Source organism: Dyadobacter arcticus, from assembly GCF_011762185.1.
In the GTDB taxonomy this organism is placed as follows: Bacteria; Bacteroidota; Bacteroidia; order Cytophagales; family Spirosomataceae; genus Dyadobacter; species Dyadobacter arcticus.
Genome location: NZ_JAASQJ010000003.1, coordinates 713,841 through 730,822, shown reverse-complemented (window position 1 = coordinate 730,822; position 16,982 = coordinate 713,841). Strand labels below are relative to the sequence as shown.

The window sequence follows — 16,982 nt, the reverse complement described above, 5'->3', positions numbered from 1 at the left end:
AGATATGTTTTAGAATTGATTGATCAAAACTAATATCAATCGATTCTCTCGGCACTGTGCAAAACCGACAAATCAGAGGGGGAATTGTGCCAAATTACTTTTGGGCTTTTAATGCTTTTGTTTTCTTGAAGCGATTAAAAAGGAAGCTGTTAATGCGGACGTAGATGAACAATGCGATGAGGATGAAAACGGCATTGAGCTTGTACGAAAAGCCAACTAACTTTTCACTTCCGTCGAGCGCCAACTGATACCTCAGCCAGGAGCGTTCGACATTGGTTGTCACTTTATCGAAAGGCAATGCTTCGTCATAGATAGCCTCTGTGATAAACCGGCCTGTGGTATCAATGTAGCCATATTTATCATCAATCCTGACCATAGAACGGCCGTGATTATAGTACGAAGCGAAATCGTATTTGAGCGGCGTTCTTATTTTTCCGGATTTATCAATGTGCCCAAATTTTCCATTGATGGCCACTGCCGAGCGGTCTTCGGCAGTAAACCCAGTGGCTTCATCGTATAGAAATGCAATTCTGGTTTTACCGGTTTTGTCAATACAGCCCCATTTATTATTCTTTTTTACCCAAAATAATCCATTAGTAGGCTTGCGGGTATCGGAATAGATAAAAGGGACAATAATATCGCCGTTGAAAACATTGATATAACCATATTTGTCCCCATATTTCACCCTTTCCATTCCCTGGCCTGAAAATTCGTAAGTTGGATCAATATCGTCCAACGAAACCGGCACTCTCAGGATCATGTTTTTATCAATGATGCCGTATTTGCCCTTATAAAGGAAATGGTAAATGAATTTTGACTTCTTGATCTCATTCTCAATGAATGGGCTAAAATTGAAATTCAGGATGAAAAAGTCCCTTTTCTGCCACCAGATCACATCTTCTCTGGTATCCCGGCTGCAAAGGAATCTCACCTCTGCTTTGGAAATCATAAAATCTTTATTGAAATAATGGATCGGAACTTTATAAATCGTTTTCCCTTGTGTATCAATGTATGATAAGCCAAATTGTTTCCCGGCGCGGTAAATAACCCAGGTTTTTCCATCCTGAAAATGATCAGTGCCTGTGTAAATGGGATTGATAATAATTTCCCCTTTTTTATTGATAAAACCGTGAAGACCAAAGCCTTCCAAATCCTGCTGCATAGGTACAAATTCGGCGAGTCCATCGTAAAAATCAGCAATATCGCGGAAGGCAGGCGTCAGCTTTTTACCGTTTGCGTCAACCAGGTAAGCTTCATAAGACCGGCAAGGAATGGCTACTTTTTTGACGATATAACCTCCGTCGAACTTGCGGTGTTCCTTATATTCGGTAAGCCAGGATTGCGCAATTGCCTGGGGAACATTCAGGAGGATTAAAAGAAAAGGAATATACCGGGAAGCCGATTGAAACATTCAAAAAGAGGAGTTTGGTCAGATGATTGGAAATGAACAGCTAATATAAAAAACCGCACCTACTTAATCTGACCGGGGCCGGTTTTAATGCTTTTATTTTTTTTACTAAAATTATCCTTGAAATTTCCAGTAAGGATTTATTCATTACTCACAGAAATTGAGAAAATCCTGATCACGGATTGGCATACTCACTGGGAGAAACACCGAATTTTCGTTTGAAACGTTTCGCGAAATACGACTGCTCGTTGTAACCCACGGCGTAGCTGATCTGCGTAAGCGAGTCGGCTTTGAAACGGATCATTTCAGCTGCGCGCTGCAATCGAATATCATTGATCAGCTCATTGGGAGAGATGTCTGTTAATGCTTTTACCTTCCTGAAAAGTTGGGTCCTGCTCATGCACATTTCCTCCGCCAGCTGCTCAACGCCGAACGAAGGATCGCTGAGATGTACCTCAATAAGTGTGCTTAAATTGATCATGAATTTGTCATCCAGCGAAACCATTTTGTTCGGTTCCGCTGGTGCCAATAAATTTCTCCGGTATTTTGAAGCCAGTTTTTTCCGTAACTCAATCAGGTTTGCCACCCGAACGCGCAATTCTTCCGTGGAAAAGGGTTTGGCCAGATAATCATCTGCGCCGCTCCGGTAACCATCCATGCGCGAATCGGCATTGGTTTTCGCGGTGAGCAGCATGACGGGGATGTGGCTTGTGCGGTCGTCAGTTTTTAGTTTTTCGGTCAATATAACCCCATCCATTTTTGGCATCATAACATCCGAAATAATGAGGTCAGGCACTTTCTCGATGGCCAGTTTTAGGCCTTCTTCGCCATCTTCCGCTTGTAAAATCCTAAAATCGTCGTCAAAACAGGAGGCAATGAAACTCCGCAGTTCCTTATTGTCTTCCACGATCAGAATGCATTCAGATCCGTGCGCATTGACCTCTGCTTTACCCGTAATGTATTCGTTAAACTCAACTTCGGGATTTACCAGTTTTGCAGGAGCAACGCTCATTACTTCTTCAAAATCCAGATCTTCTTTTCGGAATGGTAATGTGATCGAAATGGTCGTGCCGACGTTCAATTCGCTTTTCAGGTTGATTTTCCCTTTGTGCAGTTTCACGAGTTCAGCAACGAGCGTCAGTCCCAGCCCAGATCCGGGCTGGCTGTCATCGGTCATGCGTCTGGTTTGGTAAAATGGAGAGAAAACATGCGGCAGATCTTCTGCTGGAATACCCTTGCCGGTGTCCGTAACCTCGATCAGCATATCAGCGAAATCATTAGTCACCTGGATGGAAAGGGTCACAAAACCGCCAGCACCGGTAAAATTGAATGCATTGGACAGGATATTGCTAATGATCTTCTCTAATTTATCCCTATCAAACCACGCATTCCGCGAAGGCACCTGTATGGATTTGCTGAAATGAATGAGGCGGCTTTCGGCAAAAGAATCAAAAGATGCGACCAACACCTGGAGGAAATTCTGCAATCCATCGCCCTGCATTTGAAGCTTCATTTTTCCGGCATCGATCTTTGAGAGATCCAGAAGCTGGTTTACAAGGTCGAGCAGGCGGTTTGCATTCCTGCGGACCATCCGGAGATTGTTTTTATCAGATATCAGCAATGACGAGGAGGTGATCATTTCTTCAACGGGCGCCAGGATCAGCGAAAGGGGCGTACGGAATTCGTGTGAGATATTGGCAAAAAACCTGGATTTCAACTGGTCGGTTTCTTTGAGTTTATTGTTAAGCTCGGTTTGGACGTCCAGCATTTGCTTGGCCTTACGGGCCCGCAGCCGATGTAACCTATAAACCAGTACAATTGCAGTTAGCAGAAACAGCGAACCGATAATCCAGATATTTGTCCAGATTGTCTGGATCTGTTTTTGCTGTTCTAAAAACAGGATCATCTGTTCCTTTTTTTCCGTATCGAAACGGGTTTCCATTTCCACAATCTGCCGGGTCTTCTTCTCGTTCAGCAGGCTGTCGCGCACCGCATAATATTTTTCAACATATTCCAGGGCGTCAACCGATTTACCCTGCCGCACTTTCAGGTCTATAAAAGTCAGCAGGATATTTTTGATGATCCTTTTTACGTTCAGTTCCCTTGCAAGCGTCAGGGATTGGTTCAGATATTCATTGGCTTCCGCAAACCTGTTTTTTCTGATCAATGTTTTTGCAATGCTATTCAGAATGGCTGCCTCGGCAGACCTGTTCCGGGTGTTCCTCGCGACAGACAATGCTTTTTCATAGTAGTACGATTCCAGCTTCGGATCATTATATTTTTCCTTCGCATACATTTCCCCAATGTTGGAATAAACCTGCGATAAATGAAACCGGAGGGTATGATGACTTTCCACAATCGCCAGGGACTTGGTGTAGCGGGCCAACGCAAGTTCATCTTCGTTCTGGGTATATTCAATTACGCCCCAAGTGTTGTATACTCTGGAAAGCAAATCAAAATTACCGCATTTGACAGCGGCCTGCTCTGCTTTTTGAATGTACATGTGGGCTTTGGCAAGGTCCTGCTGATCGCGGTAGTTGATGGCCAAAATCCGGTAGCTTTCCCCGGCGGCGGAATAAAAGCGTTCCTTCACGGCTATGTTCGCCGACTTCAATGCCTGGTCTATAGACAGGTCACTATCTCCCAGTGCCCAATAACAATGGGCGATCCTGTGCCTGGCGATGGAGATCCCTTTTTTGTAATACAGTCGTTCAGCAATCTGCAATGCTTTTTCTGCATATGCCAGCGATCCGTAAAAGTTATACCATTGGTCCTGGTAACTGAGCTCATTCAGCAGGTTTACCTTGATGGTATCTTCCTGTTCATGATTCGAGAGCTGCGTTTTTAGTCCTTCAACCGATTTGAGCTGGGAATATCCCGGGGTGAAGAAAAGGGCAGTCATACAAATGCAGACTGCGAAGAAAAGGAATGTCTTTTTTTTGATGGCTAATAAAAATGCACTGATCATAACTCACAAATAAATTGGACTGCTTCGACCGACAATCCTGAGTTGTTACCCTATTGTTCATTGGAATCTGCAAGTTATCAGTTTCCAGGATTCAGAATTGCTTGGCTAAGCCTTTTAAATGTCAAATGCAACAAAATTATCCTTCAATGCAACGAGAATACTGTACTAATAGCTAGCCCGAATCAAAGATCAGCAGTAGCGTGCTGCAAAATTGCTTCGTTCACCGGCGTACAGGAGTGTTCAATTTCGGACAGAAAAAATTGAAGAAATTCTGTAACTATCTAGCAATATGAGAGTTACCACAAGGCATGAAAGTTGCAGCTTCCTTCTATCCCTTTATCTTATTCTTATGCTAAAAAATTACCTGAAACTTGCGTTTCGCAATCTCGTCAAGGATAAATTTTACAGCCTGATCAACATTCTTGGTCTTACCATTGGCGTTACCTGCGGCATGCTGCTGTTTTTGTATGTGTCGGATGAACTAAGTTACGACCGTTATCATGAAAAGGCCGATCGGATCTACCGGATTGTTTCCTACATCCGGGAGCCGGACAAGATCAATAAATGGACGAGCACCCAGCCTCCACTGGTCAAAACATTAAAGCAGGATTATCCTTTTGTAGAGAGTTACGTCCGGTTTTTCGGCCGGGGACGCACCATGTTCAAGCTCGGTGAAAAGCGCTTTTATGAGGAAGATGTTTACTCCACCGACTCTACGATATTCGATATTTTCACCTATAAATTCCTGGAAGGCGATCCTAAAATTGCATTGGACGAACCTGGCAGTGTGGTGCTGACAGAAAAAGTTGCGAAACGGTTCTTCGGCCAGGAAAATGCATTAGGACAGATCTTGCGCACCGACGATACCACTTCGTATAAGGTAACTGGTGTAATCAAGGATGTTCCGAAAAATTCCCACATGACATTCAATGCGTTGATGTCGCTTGATGCAAACCAGCGGAACGCCGACGGTTGGGGTGGATTTTACATCAACAGTTATTTGCTATTGGCAAAAAATGCGGATATCAAAAAACTGGAAGCCGGTTTTCCAGGACTTTATGAGAAGTATATGTCGTCCATATTCAAGCGGATGGGCATCCATATTACTTACCAGATGCAGCCGCTCACGAGTATTCACCTTTATTCCAAATTTGATGGTGAAACCAATGGCGACATTGGGTATGTGTATACTTTTAGCGCCATTGCATTCTTCATGTTGCTCATTGCCAGCATCAACTATATGAACCTGGCGACAGCCCAATCGGCCCGTCGTACAAAGGAAGTAGGTTTAAGAAAAGTAATGGGATCACTAAAAGGTGCATTGATCGCCCAATTCCTGACCGAATCGGTATTAATAACTATGATATCCCTGGTTTCCAGTCTGATCCTGGTAGCCGCATTGCTATCGTTCTTCAATACGGTTTCGGGTAAAGAAATTGGCTATATGGAATTACTGAGTCCAAAGTTCATCATCATTGGATTGTCTATTGTAGCCTTTACAGGCCTGATCAGCGGCAGTTATCCGGCCTTTTATTTATCCGCTTTCGAGCCGGCAGATGTATTGAAAGGGTCATTTAAAGCAAGAGGAGGCAGTTTTTTCAGGAAAGCGCTGGTCGTTACCCAATTCTCTATTTCCATGGTCATGCTCATTTGTACCTGGATTGTGTACCAGCAGCTGAACTACATGCGCAACAAGGATATGGGTTACGACCGGGATCAGGTTTTAACGATTGATTTTCAGGGAGAGCAACCGAAAGCCAGGTATAATGCGTTCCGGAAGGATTTGTTGGATAATCCAAATGTGAAGAGTGTTGCGTCGGCATCATCGCCGGTTAGCAACATTGGAGGACGTGTTATTTTCACCGTAGAATCCAGTACGGGAATGAAGGAAATGGCTTTTAAACCAACATTGGTGGATCATGAATATGTGAAAACGATGGGAATGAAGCTGCTTCAGGGCAGAAATTTTTCGGATGAATTGCCAGCTGATACGGCCAATAGCGTGATGATCAATGAAGCTGTGGTGAAACGGATGAACTGGAAAGATCCGATCGGTAAAAAGATTATGCTGGGAACAGTACCTGCCGATGGAAAAAACCCGCCACCGACCGCCTTGGTGGTTGGTGTTGTAAAGGATTTTCACCAACAGTCGCTTTATAATCCCATTGAACCTCTGATTATGATCTATCGCAGGGCGAACCCGGTCATTCACGTCAAGGTCAGCACAAAAAATACAAAGGAAACGATGGCTTACATTGGCCAGAAATGGCAACAAGCCTATCCGGCCCGTTTGTTTGAATACCGTTTTCTGGACCAGGATTTCCAGTCGGCCTACCGCGCCGACGAGCTTCGCGGACAGATTTTTACTGCGTTCTCAGCATTGACCATCCTGATCGCCTGCCTCGGATTGTTTGGCCTGGCGACGTTTACCACCGAACAAAGGGTGAAGGAGATTGGTGTGCGAAAAGTATTGGGAGGTTCCGTTTCCAGCGTGGTCATGCTGCTATCCAAAGATTTTACCAAACTGGTGCTCTTTTCATTCCCCATCGCCATCCCGATCGCGTATTTTTCCATGGACCGCTGGCTGCAAGGTTTTCCTTTTAAAACCGACATCAGTCCCTGGATCTTCGTTGCCGCCTGCGCCTTGACATTGGTCATTTGCTGGCTGACTGTGATTTATCAATCCTTGAAAGCAGCTTTGGCGAATCCGGTGAAATCATTGCGTTCCGAATAAATCCGCATTTTTATTCTAGGCGCTGGTGTTTCTCGATGAATTGTCAAATGCCAAGCCACGAATATATGAATTTGCACAAATATGGGGTTTTATTCGTGCCCCATTCGTGCATTCGTGGCAACTATTGGTCAGCAAGTTCAGGATCACTCTTCCCATATTTTGCGGGACTATTGCTAATTCCCTTAACTCGTCCGGGTTTTTGCTATCGATCCTTCATATAGGCAATATAATCATAAACACAGAGCCTTTTCCTTCACTGGTTTCAACCTTTAATTCTCCGCCATGTCCCTTAGTTACAATGTCATAGCTTAGTGATAACCCCAATCCGGTTCCTTGCCCGGTGGGCTTGGTCGTGAAGAAAGGCTGAAAGATTTTATCTACCACTCTTTGTGGGATACCATTACCATTGTCCCGCACATGCAGCAGTACGTTATTGGCCGTTTTTTTGGTGCTCACTGTCACAGTAGGTTCATAATCAGACTCTGGAAGTTCTTTCTGCTTTTGCTGGACCGCATAAAAAGCATTGTTCAGTAGGTTCAAAACCACTCGTCCAATGTCCTGAGGGATCATTCCCACTTTTTCAAGGGAGGGGTCAAAATCGGTTTTAATGGCTGCATTAAAGGTTTGGTCTTTTGCACGTAAACCGTGGTAACCCAGCCGGATATACTCATCGGTCAATGCATTGATGTCCGTCGGTTCCTTGATACCGCTGCTGCTCCGGCTGTGCTGCAGCATTCCCTTTACAATTGAGTCGGCGCGTTTTCCATGGTTATTGATTTTTTCCAGGTTCTGGATTACATCGTTGGCAAGCCCTGTCGCTTCTTTAACATTGCCGCTGGCCAGTTCGGTTTTCATTTCGTCTAACAGCTCCTGGTTCAGTTCCGAGAAGTTATTGATGAAGTTCAGCGGGTTTTGGATCTCATGTGCAATACCTGCTGCCAGTTCACCAAGCGACGCCATTTTTTCCGATTGGATCAGCTGGTTTTGAGTGGCTTTCAATTCGGTGTAGGCTTTTTCGATTTCCCGTGCCTGCTGTAATTCCCTTTCCCTGCTTTTTTCGCGTTCCTTCGTTTTGATCCGTTCCCGCATATATCTGTTAACACTAAAAATCAGCAATGCTAAAACGATCACATATGCTGCGTAGGCCCACCAGGTACGCCACCAAGGAGGCAGAATGGTCACTTTGAGTATTTTTCCTTTTTCATTCCAAACCCCATAAGCATTGGAAGCACGCACCATAAATTCGTAGTCTCCTGGTTCCAAATTGGTGTAACTGGCAAAATTCCGGTTGTCGTAAATCCAATCTTTGTCATAACCTTTCAGCATATGTGCATACTGATTTTTCAAAGGGTTGGCATAATGCAGTGCAGCGAATTCGAAACCAATATTGTTTTGATCGTGAGCGAAAATTACGCTTTCAGTATTCAGCAGATCGCCTTTTACAGGCGAATCTTCCTTCATATCCAAAACAGATTTATTGGAAATCAGCAGGTTTGAAATGATGATAGGTGGCGGGGTATCGTTTCCTTTAAAGCTTTTGAAACTGGTTAACCCGTGGTCGGCCCCAAAATAAAATTGGCCGTCAGCAGTTTTTGCAGCCACCAGGTAAGTACCAAAACCGTCGCTGCCCAGACCGTCGGCGGAATTGTAATTGATGAACATCACCTTACCCAAAGCCTTATTGGTAATCATTTGAGAAAGTCCGTTTTGAGTGGATATCCAAATTTCCCCTTTTTGCCCGGGCAAGAGCGAAACAGTATTGTCTGTCGGCAAACCGTCGGCTTCGCTGTATAGTGTGAATTTTTCGGTCCTGGGATCGAATTTGTTCAAACCGGCCCGGTTGGTGATCCAGACGATTCCCTCCTCATCCTCAAAGATATCCGCAATAGCATTGTCAGCCAGCGAGTTTTCGTTTTTCAAATCGTGCATAAAATGTTTAACCTCACCTGAAATGGGGTCGATGCGGTTAAAACCTTTTTCGAGCGCACCCACCCAAACATACTTTTTGCCGATTTCAATATCAATAATATCACTGCCCGTAATCGATTTTTCACGCAGTTGTTCAGGATGCAACCGTTTTTCAAGGAAAGCCTCGTCCGTGTCCGTCAGCTTCACCAGTCGCATACCATAAACAGAGCTCACGTCAGGCCCGGGCTCGTTGTAATTTCCATAGCTGTGACTATCGTCGGTCGTGTAGCGAAGCGTGTAACTTCCTGGCCGGAGGTCCAGTATTTTAATATCGATCCTGTTTTTCGCCGCTCCACCCGCGTGCATGGATTGCGCGAAAGACGCCATCTTCCAGATCGTATCCTTTGGCGCGCCCTCTATCCATCCGTAATCTGCCGGACCTGCCGGGTCACCCTCTCCCACGGCCATCACCGCATATTTTCCCGCAGACTTGATCTCCACTTTCCGGGATTTATTCTGCATCTCTGTCACACCCTCAATTCCTGCCACTTTTTGACCGGTTTCGGACAGTTTTTCCATCTCATCAACCAGCTCCTGCGGATAGCTCAAGTGATCGGTGCTGACCACATTTTGAAACTGTTCTGTTTTGGGATCGAATATATCCAGGCCGTCGGCAGTTCCCAGCCACAGGCGACCATTCTGATCCGGCTTGATCACCCGCACCTTACCGGAAGCAATACCTTCCCGGCTTTTGTATTGGTAACTGTATCGTTCTACTTCCTTGTAATTTTTGTCCAGCCTGAGCAGTCCGTCACCCCAGGTACCTACCCACAATGTTCCGTCGTCATTTTCCGCAATAGACCTGACAGAGCCGCCGTACATATCGTTTACGACATCAAATGTGACCTTTTGTGCTTTTTGGGTTTTTGTATCAAAAACCGATAAACCGTAACCTTTTGTACCCACATACAATGTCCCCGGCTTGGCTTTGGACGCGAGCAGGCTATACGGAATACCGGAAATACCGGTCGGGTCGCCATCTTTTCGCGCGATCACTGAAAAAGGTTTGCTGACCGGATTGTATTTGAGCAACCCGAACTCCAAGCTTCCAAACCAGAACACGCCGCCGCGATCCACCATAAAGTTGGTCAGCGTAATGTTCCAGCCATGCTTTGGAACCTTCACTTTTCCTGCCAGGGTTACTTCTTCGAACTGGTCGGAAGTTCCTTTAAATTTAAGTATCCCGTGAAAGTTATTGGCAACCCAGATATTTCCGGAAGGGTCTGCTCCGATCCGGTTCCAGCTCGCCCAGCCGCCCTGAATACCCTCGGTATATATTTTGATCGTTTTCAGAGTGCCCAGCGCCGGGTCGTACTTGTAGACCCCATCGGATGCGGTGATCCAGAGGATGTTGTTCACATCGAAGTAAAGGGCCGAAATCTGGTTGAAATCAGTTTTAAGATGACCAAATAAATGTGGCTGCACGAACCTGAAAGTGTCGTCACCGGGCGCAAGATGCATAAGGCCGTAAACTGCCGAGCCTATCCAGATACCACCTTTTGCGTCCTGGGTAATGGCCAGAAGTATTCCCTGGTGAGACTGCTGATTGATACTGTCGCCTTCGTACTTTGCGTATTCCCATTTTTGGGAGGCGCGGTCTAATTTCAGAAGTTCTAGCAAGCCTGTAGTCACCCACACCTGCCCTTTTTTGTCTGTTATCATCCGGAACGATCTGCCCGCTCCGCTTCCCGTTATATTTCTGAATATGGTGCCAATGTTATAATTGACAAATTCTTTTTTCTTCCGGTCGTAATAAGACACACCTTGTTCGTTGCTCACCCAGATGTTGTGGTCTGGATCCTCCATTAGATCCCAGCAGTTATTGTTCTGCAGACTATTGGATTTGCCGCGCACATTTTTGAAGGTTTCAAAACGGTAACCGTCGTATTTCTGCAAACCGTTTCCGGTGGCGAGCCAGAGTAACCCATAATGGTCCTGGAGAATATCGTTCACCGTCGGCGAGGCAATCCCATTTGCCACTGAAAGATATTCGGGATCGATGGTGATTTGGGCACTTACGTTCATACCTGATGCTACCAATAGCAGAAGGCAAGGTAGAAGGTGTTTGAGGGTCACTTTTTTAACTTTTTTCATTGATAAGGGTACGTTGAATTATAATTTAACTACGAATGTGCTTCCATCGCCCTCAGCAGATTCCACTTGCAGGGTTCCACCGTGGCCCTTTGTGACAATATCATAACTGAGCGATAGGCCCAATCCTGTTCCCTGCCCGGTGGGCTTGGTCGTGAAGAAAGGCTGGAAGATTTTGTCTAACACTCTTTTCGGGATACCGCTGCCATTATCCTGCACTCTAATAAGCACGTTATCGCCCAGTTTTTTGGTGCTCAATGTCACAATCGGTTCATAGCCAGACCCAAGAAGTACTTTTTGGTGAACGGCGTAAAAAGCATTGTTCAATAAGTTTAGAACAACCCTTCCTATATCCTGCGGGATAATGGAAATCAAAAGGATTGTTTCATCAAAATCTGTTTTTAACGTCGTATTAAAGGCATTGTCTTTTGCCCGAAATCCGTGATAAGCCAACCTCAAATATTCATCCGCCAATGCATTAATGTCTGTTGGCTCTTTGGTTGAGCTGCTTTTTTTGCTGTGTTGCAGCATTCCCTTTACAATGTTATCGGCCCGCTTTCCGTGGTGGTTTATTTTTTCAAGATTTTCCAGGATGTCATTCGCAATCGTTTTTATTTCTTCCAAATTCCCTTTTTCGATTTCCACATTCATTTCTTCGATCAGCTCAGAACTTACTTCTGAGAAGTTGTTTACAAAATTTAGCGGGTTCTGAATTTCATGAGCGATACCGGCGGTTAGCTCGCCCAACGAAGCCATTTTTTCGGATTGAATGAGTTGTTTCTGAGTTGCTCTCAGTTCATCGAGCGTGTCTTCCACTTTTTGTTTTTCTTCTTGCAAAACAACATTGGCATGCTGCTTCTGCCTGTTATTTCGGTAGAGTATCATTCCAATCACCAGAAAAATAACCAATCCGGTGATCAGTGACCAGGTCAGAACCCTTCCTTCATTTTGCGCTTTTTCTTGTTGGAGTGCCTGTAACTGTTGATCATTTTTTAAATTTTCAATCTGGTTTCTGGCTTTTTCCTGCTCGATCTGATACTTGAGCACGGCTGCCTGGCGGGTAGTTTCTTCGCCGGCGAGACTATCGCGGTAAGCTTCATACTTTTGCAGATGTGGCCAGGCGCGGGCATAATCCTTGCGACCGGCATAGGCATCGGCCATGATTTTATGCGCATCGCGGCTCTGGTTCCTGATACCAAGCGGCTCGGTAACCAGTAATATTTGTTTTGCATAAATGATCGCACTGTCCAGCTGGCCGGTATGCAGGAAGGCAGTAGCCGGAATGAGCTTAAATTCGGCGGCAACTGTCGGGCGATTGGTCGTTTCCATGAAACGAACCGTCCGCAATGACAGGGAAAAAGCAAGGTCGTATTTACCCTGCAACTCGTAGATTTCGGCCAGGTTACCGTCCATAGTCGCAACATAAAAAAGATCGTTATCCTGAACACTAGCTTGCCGGGCCTGTTTGTAATAATCGATCGCCTTCGGCAGGTTGTCCGCCGTGGCGTAGATCGTGCCGAGAATATTCAGACTTCTTCTGATTCCGAGCCAATCGTTGATTGAGCGGCTTAGTTTAAGGGCTTGCATGGCATAAGGAAGGGCCTGAGCATTATTTCTCAATCGCTGGTAAGTATGGGCAAGTCCCAGGTAGGCCAGCGCTTCCAACTTCTTGTTTCCCGTGCGTTTTGCCAGTTCCAGCGCGGCAAGGCCAACCTTTAACGCAGGTACGTAGTTGCCCTGGGATGTGTAAGCGAGGCTTATATTGAGCATCCCGGTAGTTTCGCCAGCCGTATAATGCAGCTGTTTGGACAACTTGATCGCATCATTGGCAATCTTTTGTGATTCCAGCGGGTCCACACGCGACAATTGGAAAGAGAGCCCGTTCAAACGTTGCACCCGCAAGGTATCTTGCTGCGGAAATTGTTTGAGCAACAGTTTGAGACTGTCCACATTTCCCGGTTGGGCTCGCAAGCCAATCGAAAAACAGAAGACCAGGCTCAGAAAAGTCAGCAATTTTGTCATCAGTAAAGGAGGTTGAGCAATACCATAAATATCGGAATTTCAGCTGGTTATAAATAGCTAAGCCACCACTGTTCCCTATGGGCTTGTTTATACTTATCAAACCATTTACAAAGTGGATAAAGTATTAAAATGATCCCGATCCAGATGAAGTAAACGATCACGAGGTTGAACCCGAAATCTTTGAGGTCAACATCAAATTGTTCCTGCACCATCAATTCCCAGCCATGACCAGTCAACTCTGCGGCGATCAGGCCGAGGACGCGGATGAGGTACAGGTGTAAGATGTAATAGAAAAAAGGTACGCGCCCGAATACGCAAAAGAAATCAACAACCTTTCCGCGCCATTGTTCGGAATTGGCCAGAAACAGGAATGCCATTGACAGCGTTACCAACAGATATAAAAGAGAAGGCGGATATTTGTTGAGGTTCATGAAAGACATGACCGTCCGCCCTGTGGTTTGCATATGTTGCCACACTACCGGATCTCCATATACATTTGCCCATCGGATCAGTACAAACGCAATGATCGCAGAGAAACCGATCATGGTGAAAAGCTTTTTCCTTCGACTTGTTTCAAAAGCGGCATCGTAAAATTGTCCGAAATAATAGCCCAATGCCATCACGGCAATCCAGGGGATTAGAGGATAAACGATCGTAAGTGTGAGGGTATCGGTAAGTTTTACAGAATACACTTCATGAATGATTGCCCAAAGAATGCTGCCTTCAAAATGTAATTGATCTAAGATGTTATGTCCAAAGATGATCAACAATGAAATAATGAGAATTGCATTCTTCGGAAGATGGATGAAGCCAGCCAGGAAAATCATACTCGCCCCCAGCACCCAGATCACTGCCAGATCCACATTTTTGAAATGAATGTTGAGATACCACGCAAACGACACCACCGTGAGTTCCAGAAATATCAGCCAAAGCCCGCGCTTGATCAAAAAGCTGGAAAGTTCGGCCTTGGTCTTTCGTTTGCCAGACATATAAGCTGATATCCCTGCCAAAAAGCTGAATGTAGTCGCGCAAAAGTGCGTGATCCAGCGCGTCAGATACACCGGTACAGTAGCATGGGCAGGATTGGTCATATCGAATAGCGCTGACGATTGATGAAAGTAATCGCGCGTATGATCAAGCGCCATAATCACCATTACCAACCCTTTCAAAAGGTCAATCGATTGGATGCGGGGTCTGGAAGTATGAAGGGTCATTTTGCTTTTTATTTCACATTTTTTTGAATGCTGGGCACTACGTGTCATGCGAATTACCAATTGTCATGCTGAGCGCAGTCGAAGCACGTTCCTTACCAACACCATGTCCTCTTGGCATTGTACTTACCAGTGGCGTCCTTCGACTGCGCTCAGGATGACAAAAATGGGCGCTCAGGATGACAAAAATGGGCGCTCAGGATGACAAATGGGCGCTCAGGATGACAAATGGGCGCTCAGGATGACAGAATGGGCGCTCAGGATGACAAAACTGTGCGCGTCGGATGACAAAAATGGGCGCTCAGGATGACATATTTCACTTCCCAACCCTCCGCAAATCCAGATCATGAAAATCAAAGCTGAAATCGATATTGGGCGAAATGCCTTTCATTTTGATAGATTGCGCCTTACCTTCTTCATCCAGACTGAAACTTGCGAACGCATCACAATTCATATCCTGGTATTCCCATTTGATGGCAAAGGTATTGGCCTTGTAAAACTGCATTGGGCCGTTCAGTTTGGGTGATCTTAATGCCTTGAACCACAGCTGATTTCCCTTTAAGAATATCTCGATTTTGCCAAACCATTTATCTTCATAAACGCCTACATAATCCGCCGATTTAATTGGCGTGTTTTTGGCAGCAGACACGGTTTGCCAAACCTTAATCGTCACAGAGTCCGCACTGCCTTTGCGCGCCTGAAAGTCTTTGCCATAGCGTTCCAGCCAGTCGATTTTGTCCAGGCCAAGATAACTGTCGATTATCGATTGGTTCACTGAAAGAAATAGCCCTGCGCCGCCGCTTTCGGTGTTTGTTAAAATGATAACACCCAATTTGAAGTCGGGGATCATTGTGACATTGGACAACATGCCCGGCAAACCTCCCGTGTGCGATACCCGCAAATTTCCCTTCACATCGGCTAAGTTCCACCCTAAACCGTAGCCGCCGAAATGTTGATTGTAGCGCGGATCGCGGTTGATCCCCGTTACCGTATGGATCTTCCACATTTCACGTTGTCTCGCCTCAGCAAAAAGTTGTTTTTCTAAACTGCTCCCGTATTTTCCTTTGTTCAATTGCATCAATACCCATTTTGACATATCATTTACATTGGATAAAATGCCGCCCGCCGCACCATTGATCATATCCCCAAACAATGCAATGGTCCGAATTGGCCCCGCGTCGGTCGAATGCGGCGTTGCCAGGTTAGTTTTGTCCTTGATAGCACTTGGCGTAGTGAATGTTTGGTTCATTTGAAGCGGCGCCAGGATTTTTGTTTCCACAAATTTCCCCCAGCTCATGCCACTTACCCGTGCGATCACTTCACCGGCGACAATGTAAAGTTGGTTGTCGTAATCAAACTGCGTCCTGAATCCGGAAACGGGCTTGAAATACTGAAAATTGGTTAACACATCTTTGATCGTAAAATCCGTCCCGTCGGGGATGAACATCAGGTCGCCCACACCTAAACCCAGTCCGCTCCTGTGACATAGCAAATCCGCAATCGCAAAATTCTCGGTCACATATTCATTGTACATCTTGAATTCGGGAATGTGGGTTTTCACTTTATCATTCCAGGACAGCTTTCCTTCATCAATTAAAATAGCCAGGGCTGCGGCGGTGAACGCCTTGCTATTGGAAGCGATCTGGAAATTGGTATGCTCGTCAACCGGCTTTTTAGTTTCAATAGACTTTACACCATAACCCTTTTCATGAATCACTTTCCCATCCTTTACAATCGCAACCGCTACCCCAGCCACATTAAATTTCTCTATCGCTTTCTGCACCAGGGAATCAACTTGTTTGGAAGATAGCTGGGCTTTTACTTGGTTGTTGAATAATATGAGGAAAAGGAGGGAGGGGAGAAAAAGGAGGAGGGGGAATGTTATTTTTTTCATGATTTTTCGTCTTCTTTTTTATAAAAATAGAAAATAAAATACTGCTGCATGGATCACAACTAAACCTGCTGCAATTGAATAGGGATTATAATCTCTTTTATTTTTTCGATCCATTAGTATCAATGCGAATAAAATAGAAAATGTAATTGCATATTGAACGGTTTGAGCATCCACTTCACTCATGTCAAAATATCTTGGGAAAATTCTTCCAATCGTCGGGCCTAATAATGCCAGCGAGGAAGCGATCATAAATCGCATGTGTTTCGGCGATTTCTTTTTATAGAAAATGGCGAGTGAATAAAGTACGATCATGTAAAGGCAATCGCTTATTGGGAAAAAAATAAAGATCGTTTCTCCTGAATTGATCAGCTTAGCAATTCCCGGAATAAAGGATAGAATGAGCAAAGGAAAAACGACATATGACAACTTACCGACCAGTCGGTGCCAGGCTAGTTCTTTATTGACAATTAAAAAAGGCTGGACAATCAGCATCAGCACCCATAGCGACGCCAGGAATGCGTGGATATGGATAGTATTGTCAAAATTGATCTCGTAATGTGGAAATTTTACGAGGTAGGATTTGTAAAAAGCTGCGAAAATTAAGGGTATGAATAGCAGTAAATAATAGCCGAGATATCTATAAGATTTTTCCATATTATTTGAAAACAATGATATTCATAAACGGG

Annotated in this window: 8 protein-coding genes; 1 reads left to right on the top strand and 7 read right to left on the bottom strand. The window is 45.0% G+C overall.

The window, feature by feature from the left end; genetic code table 11:
* Positions 1–94: 94 nt before the first annotated feature.
* Both FHS68_RS16555 and FHS68_RS16550 read right to left on the bottom strand, forming a co-directional pair.
* On the bottom strand, positions 95–1,411 hold the full coding sequence (locus FHS68_RS16555) for a WG repeat-containing protein (protein WP_167272065.1): 1,317 nt from the start codon (positions 1,409–1,411) through the stop codon (positions 95–97).
* Positions 1,412–1,583: 172 nt separating this feature from the next.
* Positions 1,584–4,376, bottom strand: a complete 2,793-nt coding sequence (locus FHS68_RS16550; protein WP_167272063.1) for an ATP-binding protein — start codon at positions 4,374–4,376, stop codon at positions 1,584–1,586.
* Positions 4,377–4,725: 349 nt separating this feature from the next.
* Between FHS68_RS16550 and FHS68_RS16545 the strand changes: the two genes are divergently transcribed.
* Complete coding sequence (locus tag FHS68_RS16545; protein ID WP_167272061.1) at positions 4,726–7,110, top strand: ABC transporter permease; 2,385 nt, start codon at positions 4,726–4,728, stop codon at positions 7,108–7,110.
* 213 nt (positions 7,111–7,323) lie between these two features.
* Here the strand turns inward: FHS68_RS16545 and FHS68_RS26675 are convergent, their stop codons facing one another.
* From FHS68_RS26675 to FHS68_RS16520, 5 genes are all read right to left on the bottom strand, one after another.
* Complete coding sequence (locus FHS68_RS26675) at positions 7,324–11,172, bottom strand: two-component regulator propeller domain-containing protein (protein WP_310588589.1); 3,849 nt, start codon at positions 11,170–11,172, stop codon at positions 7,324–7,326.
* A gap of 18 nt (positions 11,173–11,190) precedes the next feature.
* Entirely contained in the window at positions 11,191–13,191 is a 2,001-nt protein-coding gene (locus tag FHS68_RS16535) for an ATP-binding protein (RefSeq protein WP_167272059.1), read from the bottom strand.
* Positions 13,192–13,238: 47 nt separating this feature from the next.
* Entirely contained in the window at positions 13,239–14,405 is a 1,167-nt protein-coding gene (locus tag FHS68_RS16530) for an acetyltransferase domain-containing protein (RefSeq protein ID WP_167272057.1), read from the bottom strand.
* A gap of 313 nt (positions 14,406–14,718) precedes the next feature.
* Positions 14,719–16,296 (bottom strand): serine hydrolase, encoded by a 1,578-nt coding sequence (locus FHS68_RS16525; RefSeq protein WP_167272055.1) that lies wholly within the window; start codon positions 16,294–16,296, stop codon positions 14,719–14,721.
* Between the two features lie 18 nt (positions 16,297–16,314).
* Positions 16,315–16,950, bottom strand: coding sequence for a hypothetical protein (locus FHS68_RS16520; protein WP_167272053.1), 636 nt, complete (start codon positions 16,948–16,950; stop codon positions 16,315–16,317).
* Positions 16,951–16,982 lie beyond the last annotated feature (32 nt).

Bases quoted from the DNA above. Each gene is read 5' to 3' on its own strand.
- FHS68_RS16545 (WP_167272061.1), top strand. From the start codon at position 4,726: ATGCTAAAAAATTACCTGAAACTTGCGTTTCGCAATCTCGTCAAGGAT.
- FHS68_RS16530 (WP_167272057.1), bottom strand. From the start codon at position 14,405: ATGACCCTTCATACTTCCAGACCCCGCATCCAATCGATTGACCTTTTG.
- FHS68_RS26675 (WP_310588589.1), bottom strand. From the start codon at position 11,172: ATGAAAAAAGTTAAAAAAGTGACCCTCAAACACCTTCTACCTTGCCTT.
- FHS68_RS16525 (WP_167272055.1), bottom strand. From the start codon at position 16,296: ATGAAAAAAATAACATTCCCCCTCCTCCTTTTTCTCCCCTCCCTCCTT.
- FHS68_RS16520 (WP_167272053.1), bottom strand. From the start codon at position 16,950: ATGGAAAAATCTTATAGATATCTCGGCTATTATTTACTGCTATTCATA.
- FHS68_RS16555 (WP_167272065.1), bottom strand. From the start codon at position 1,411: ATGTTTCAATCGGCTTCCCGGTATATTCCTTTTCTTTTAATCCTCCTG.
- FHS68_RS16535 (WP_167272059.1), bottom strand. From the start codon at position 13,191: ATGACAAAATTGCTGACTTTTCTGAGCCTGGTCTTCTGTTTTTCGATT.
- FHS68_RS16550 (WP_167272063.1), bottom strand. From the start codon at position 4,376: ATGATCAGTGCATTTTTATTAGCCATCAAAAAAAAGACATTCCTTTTC.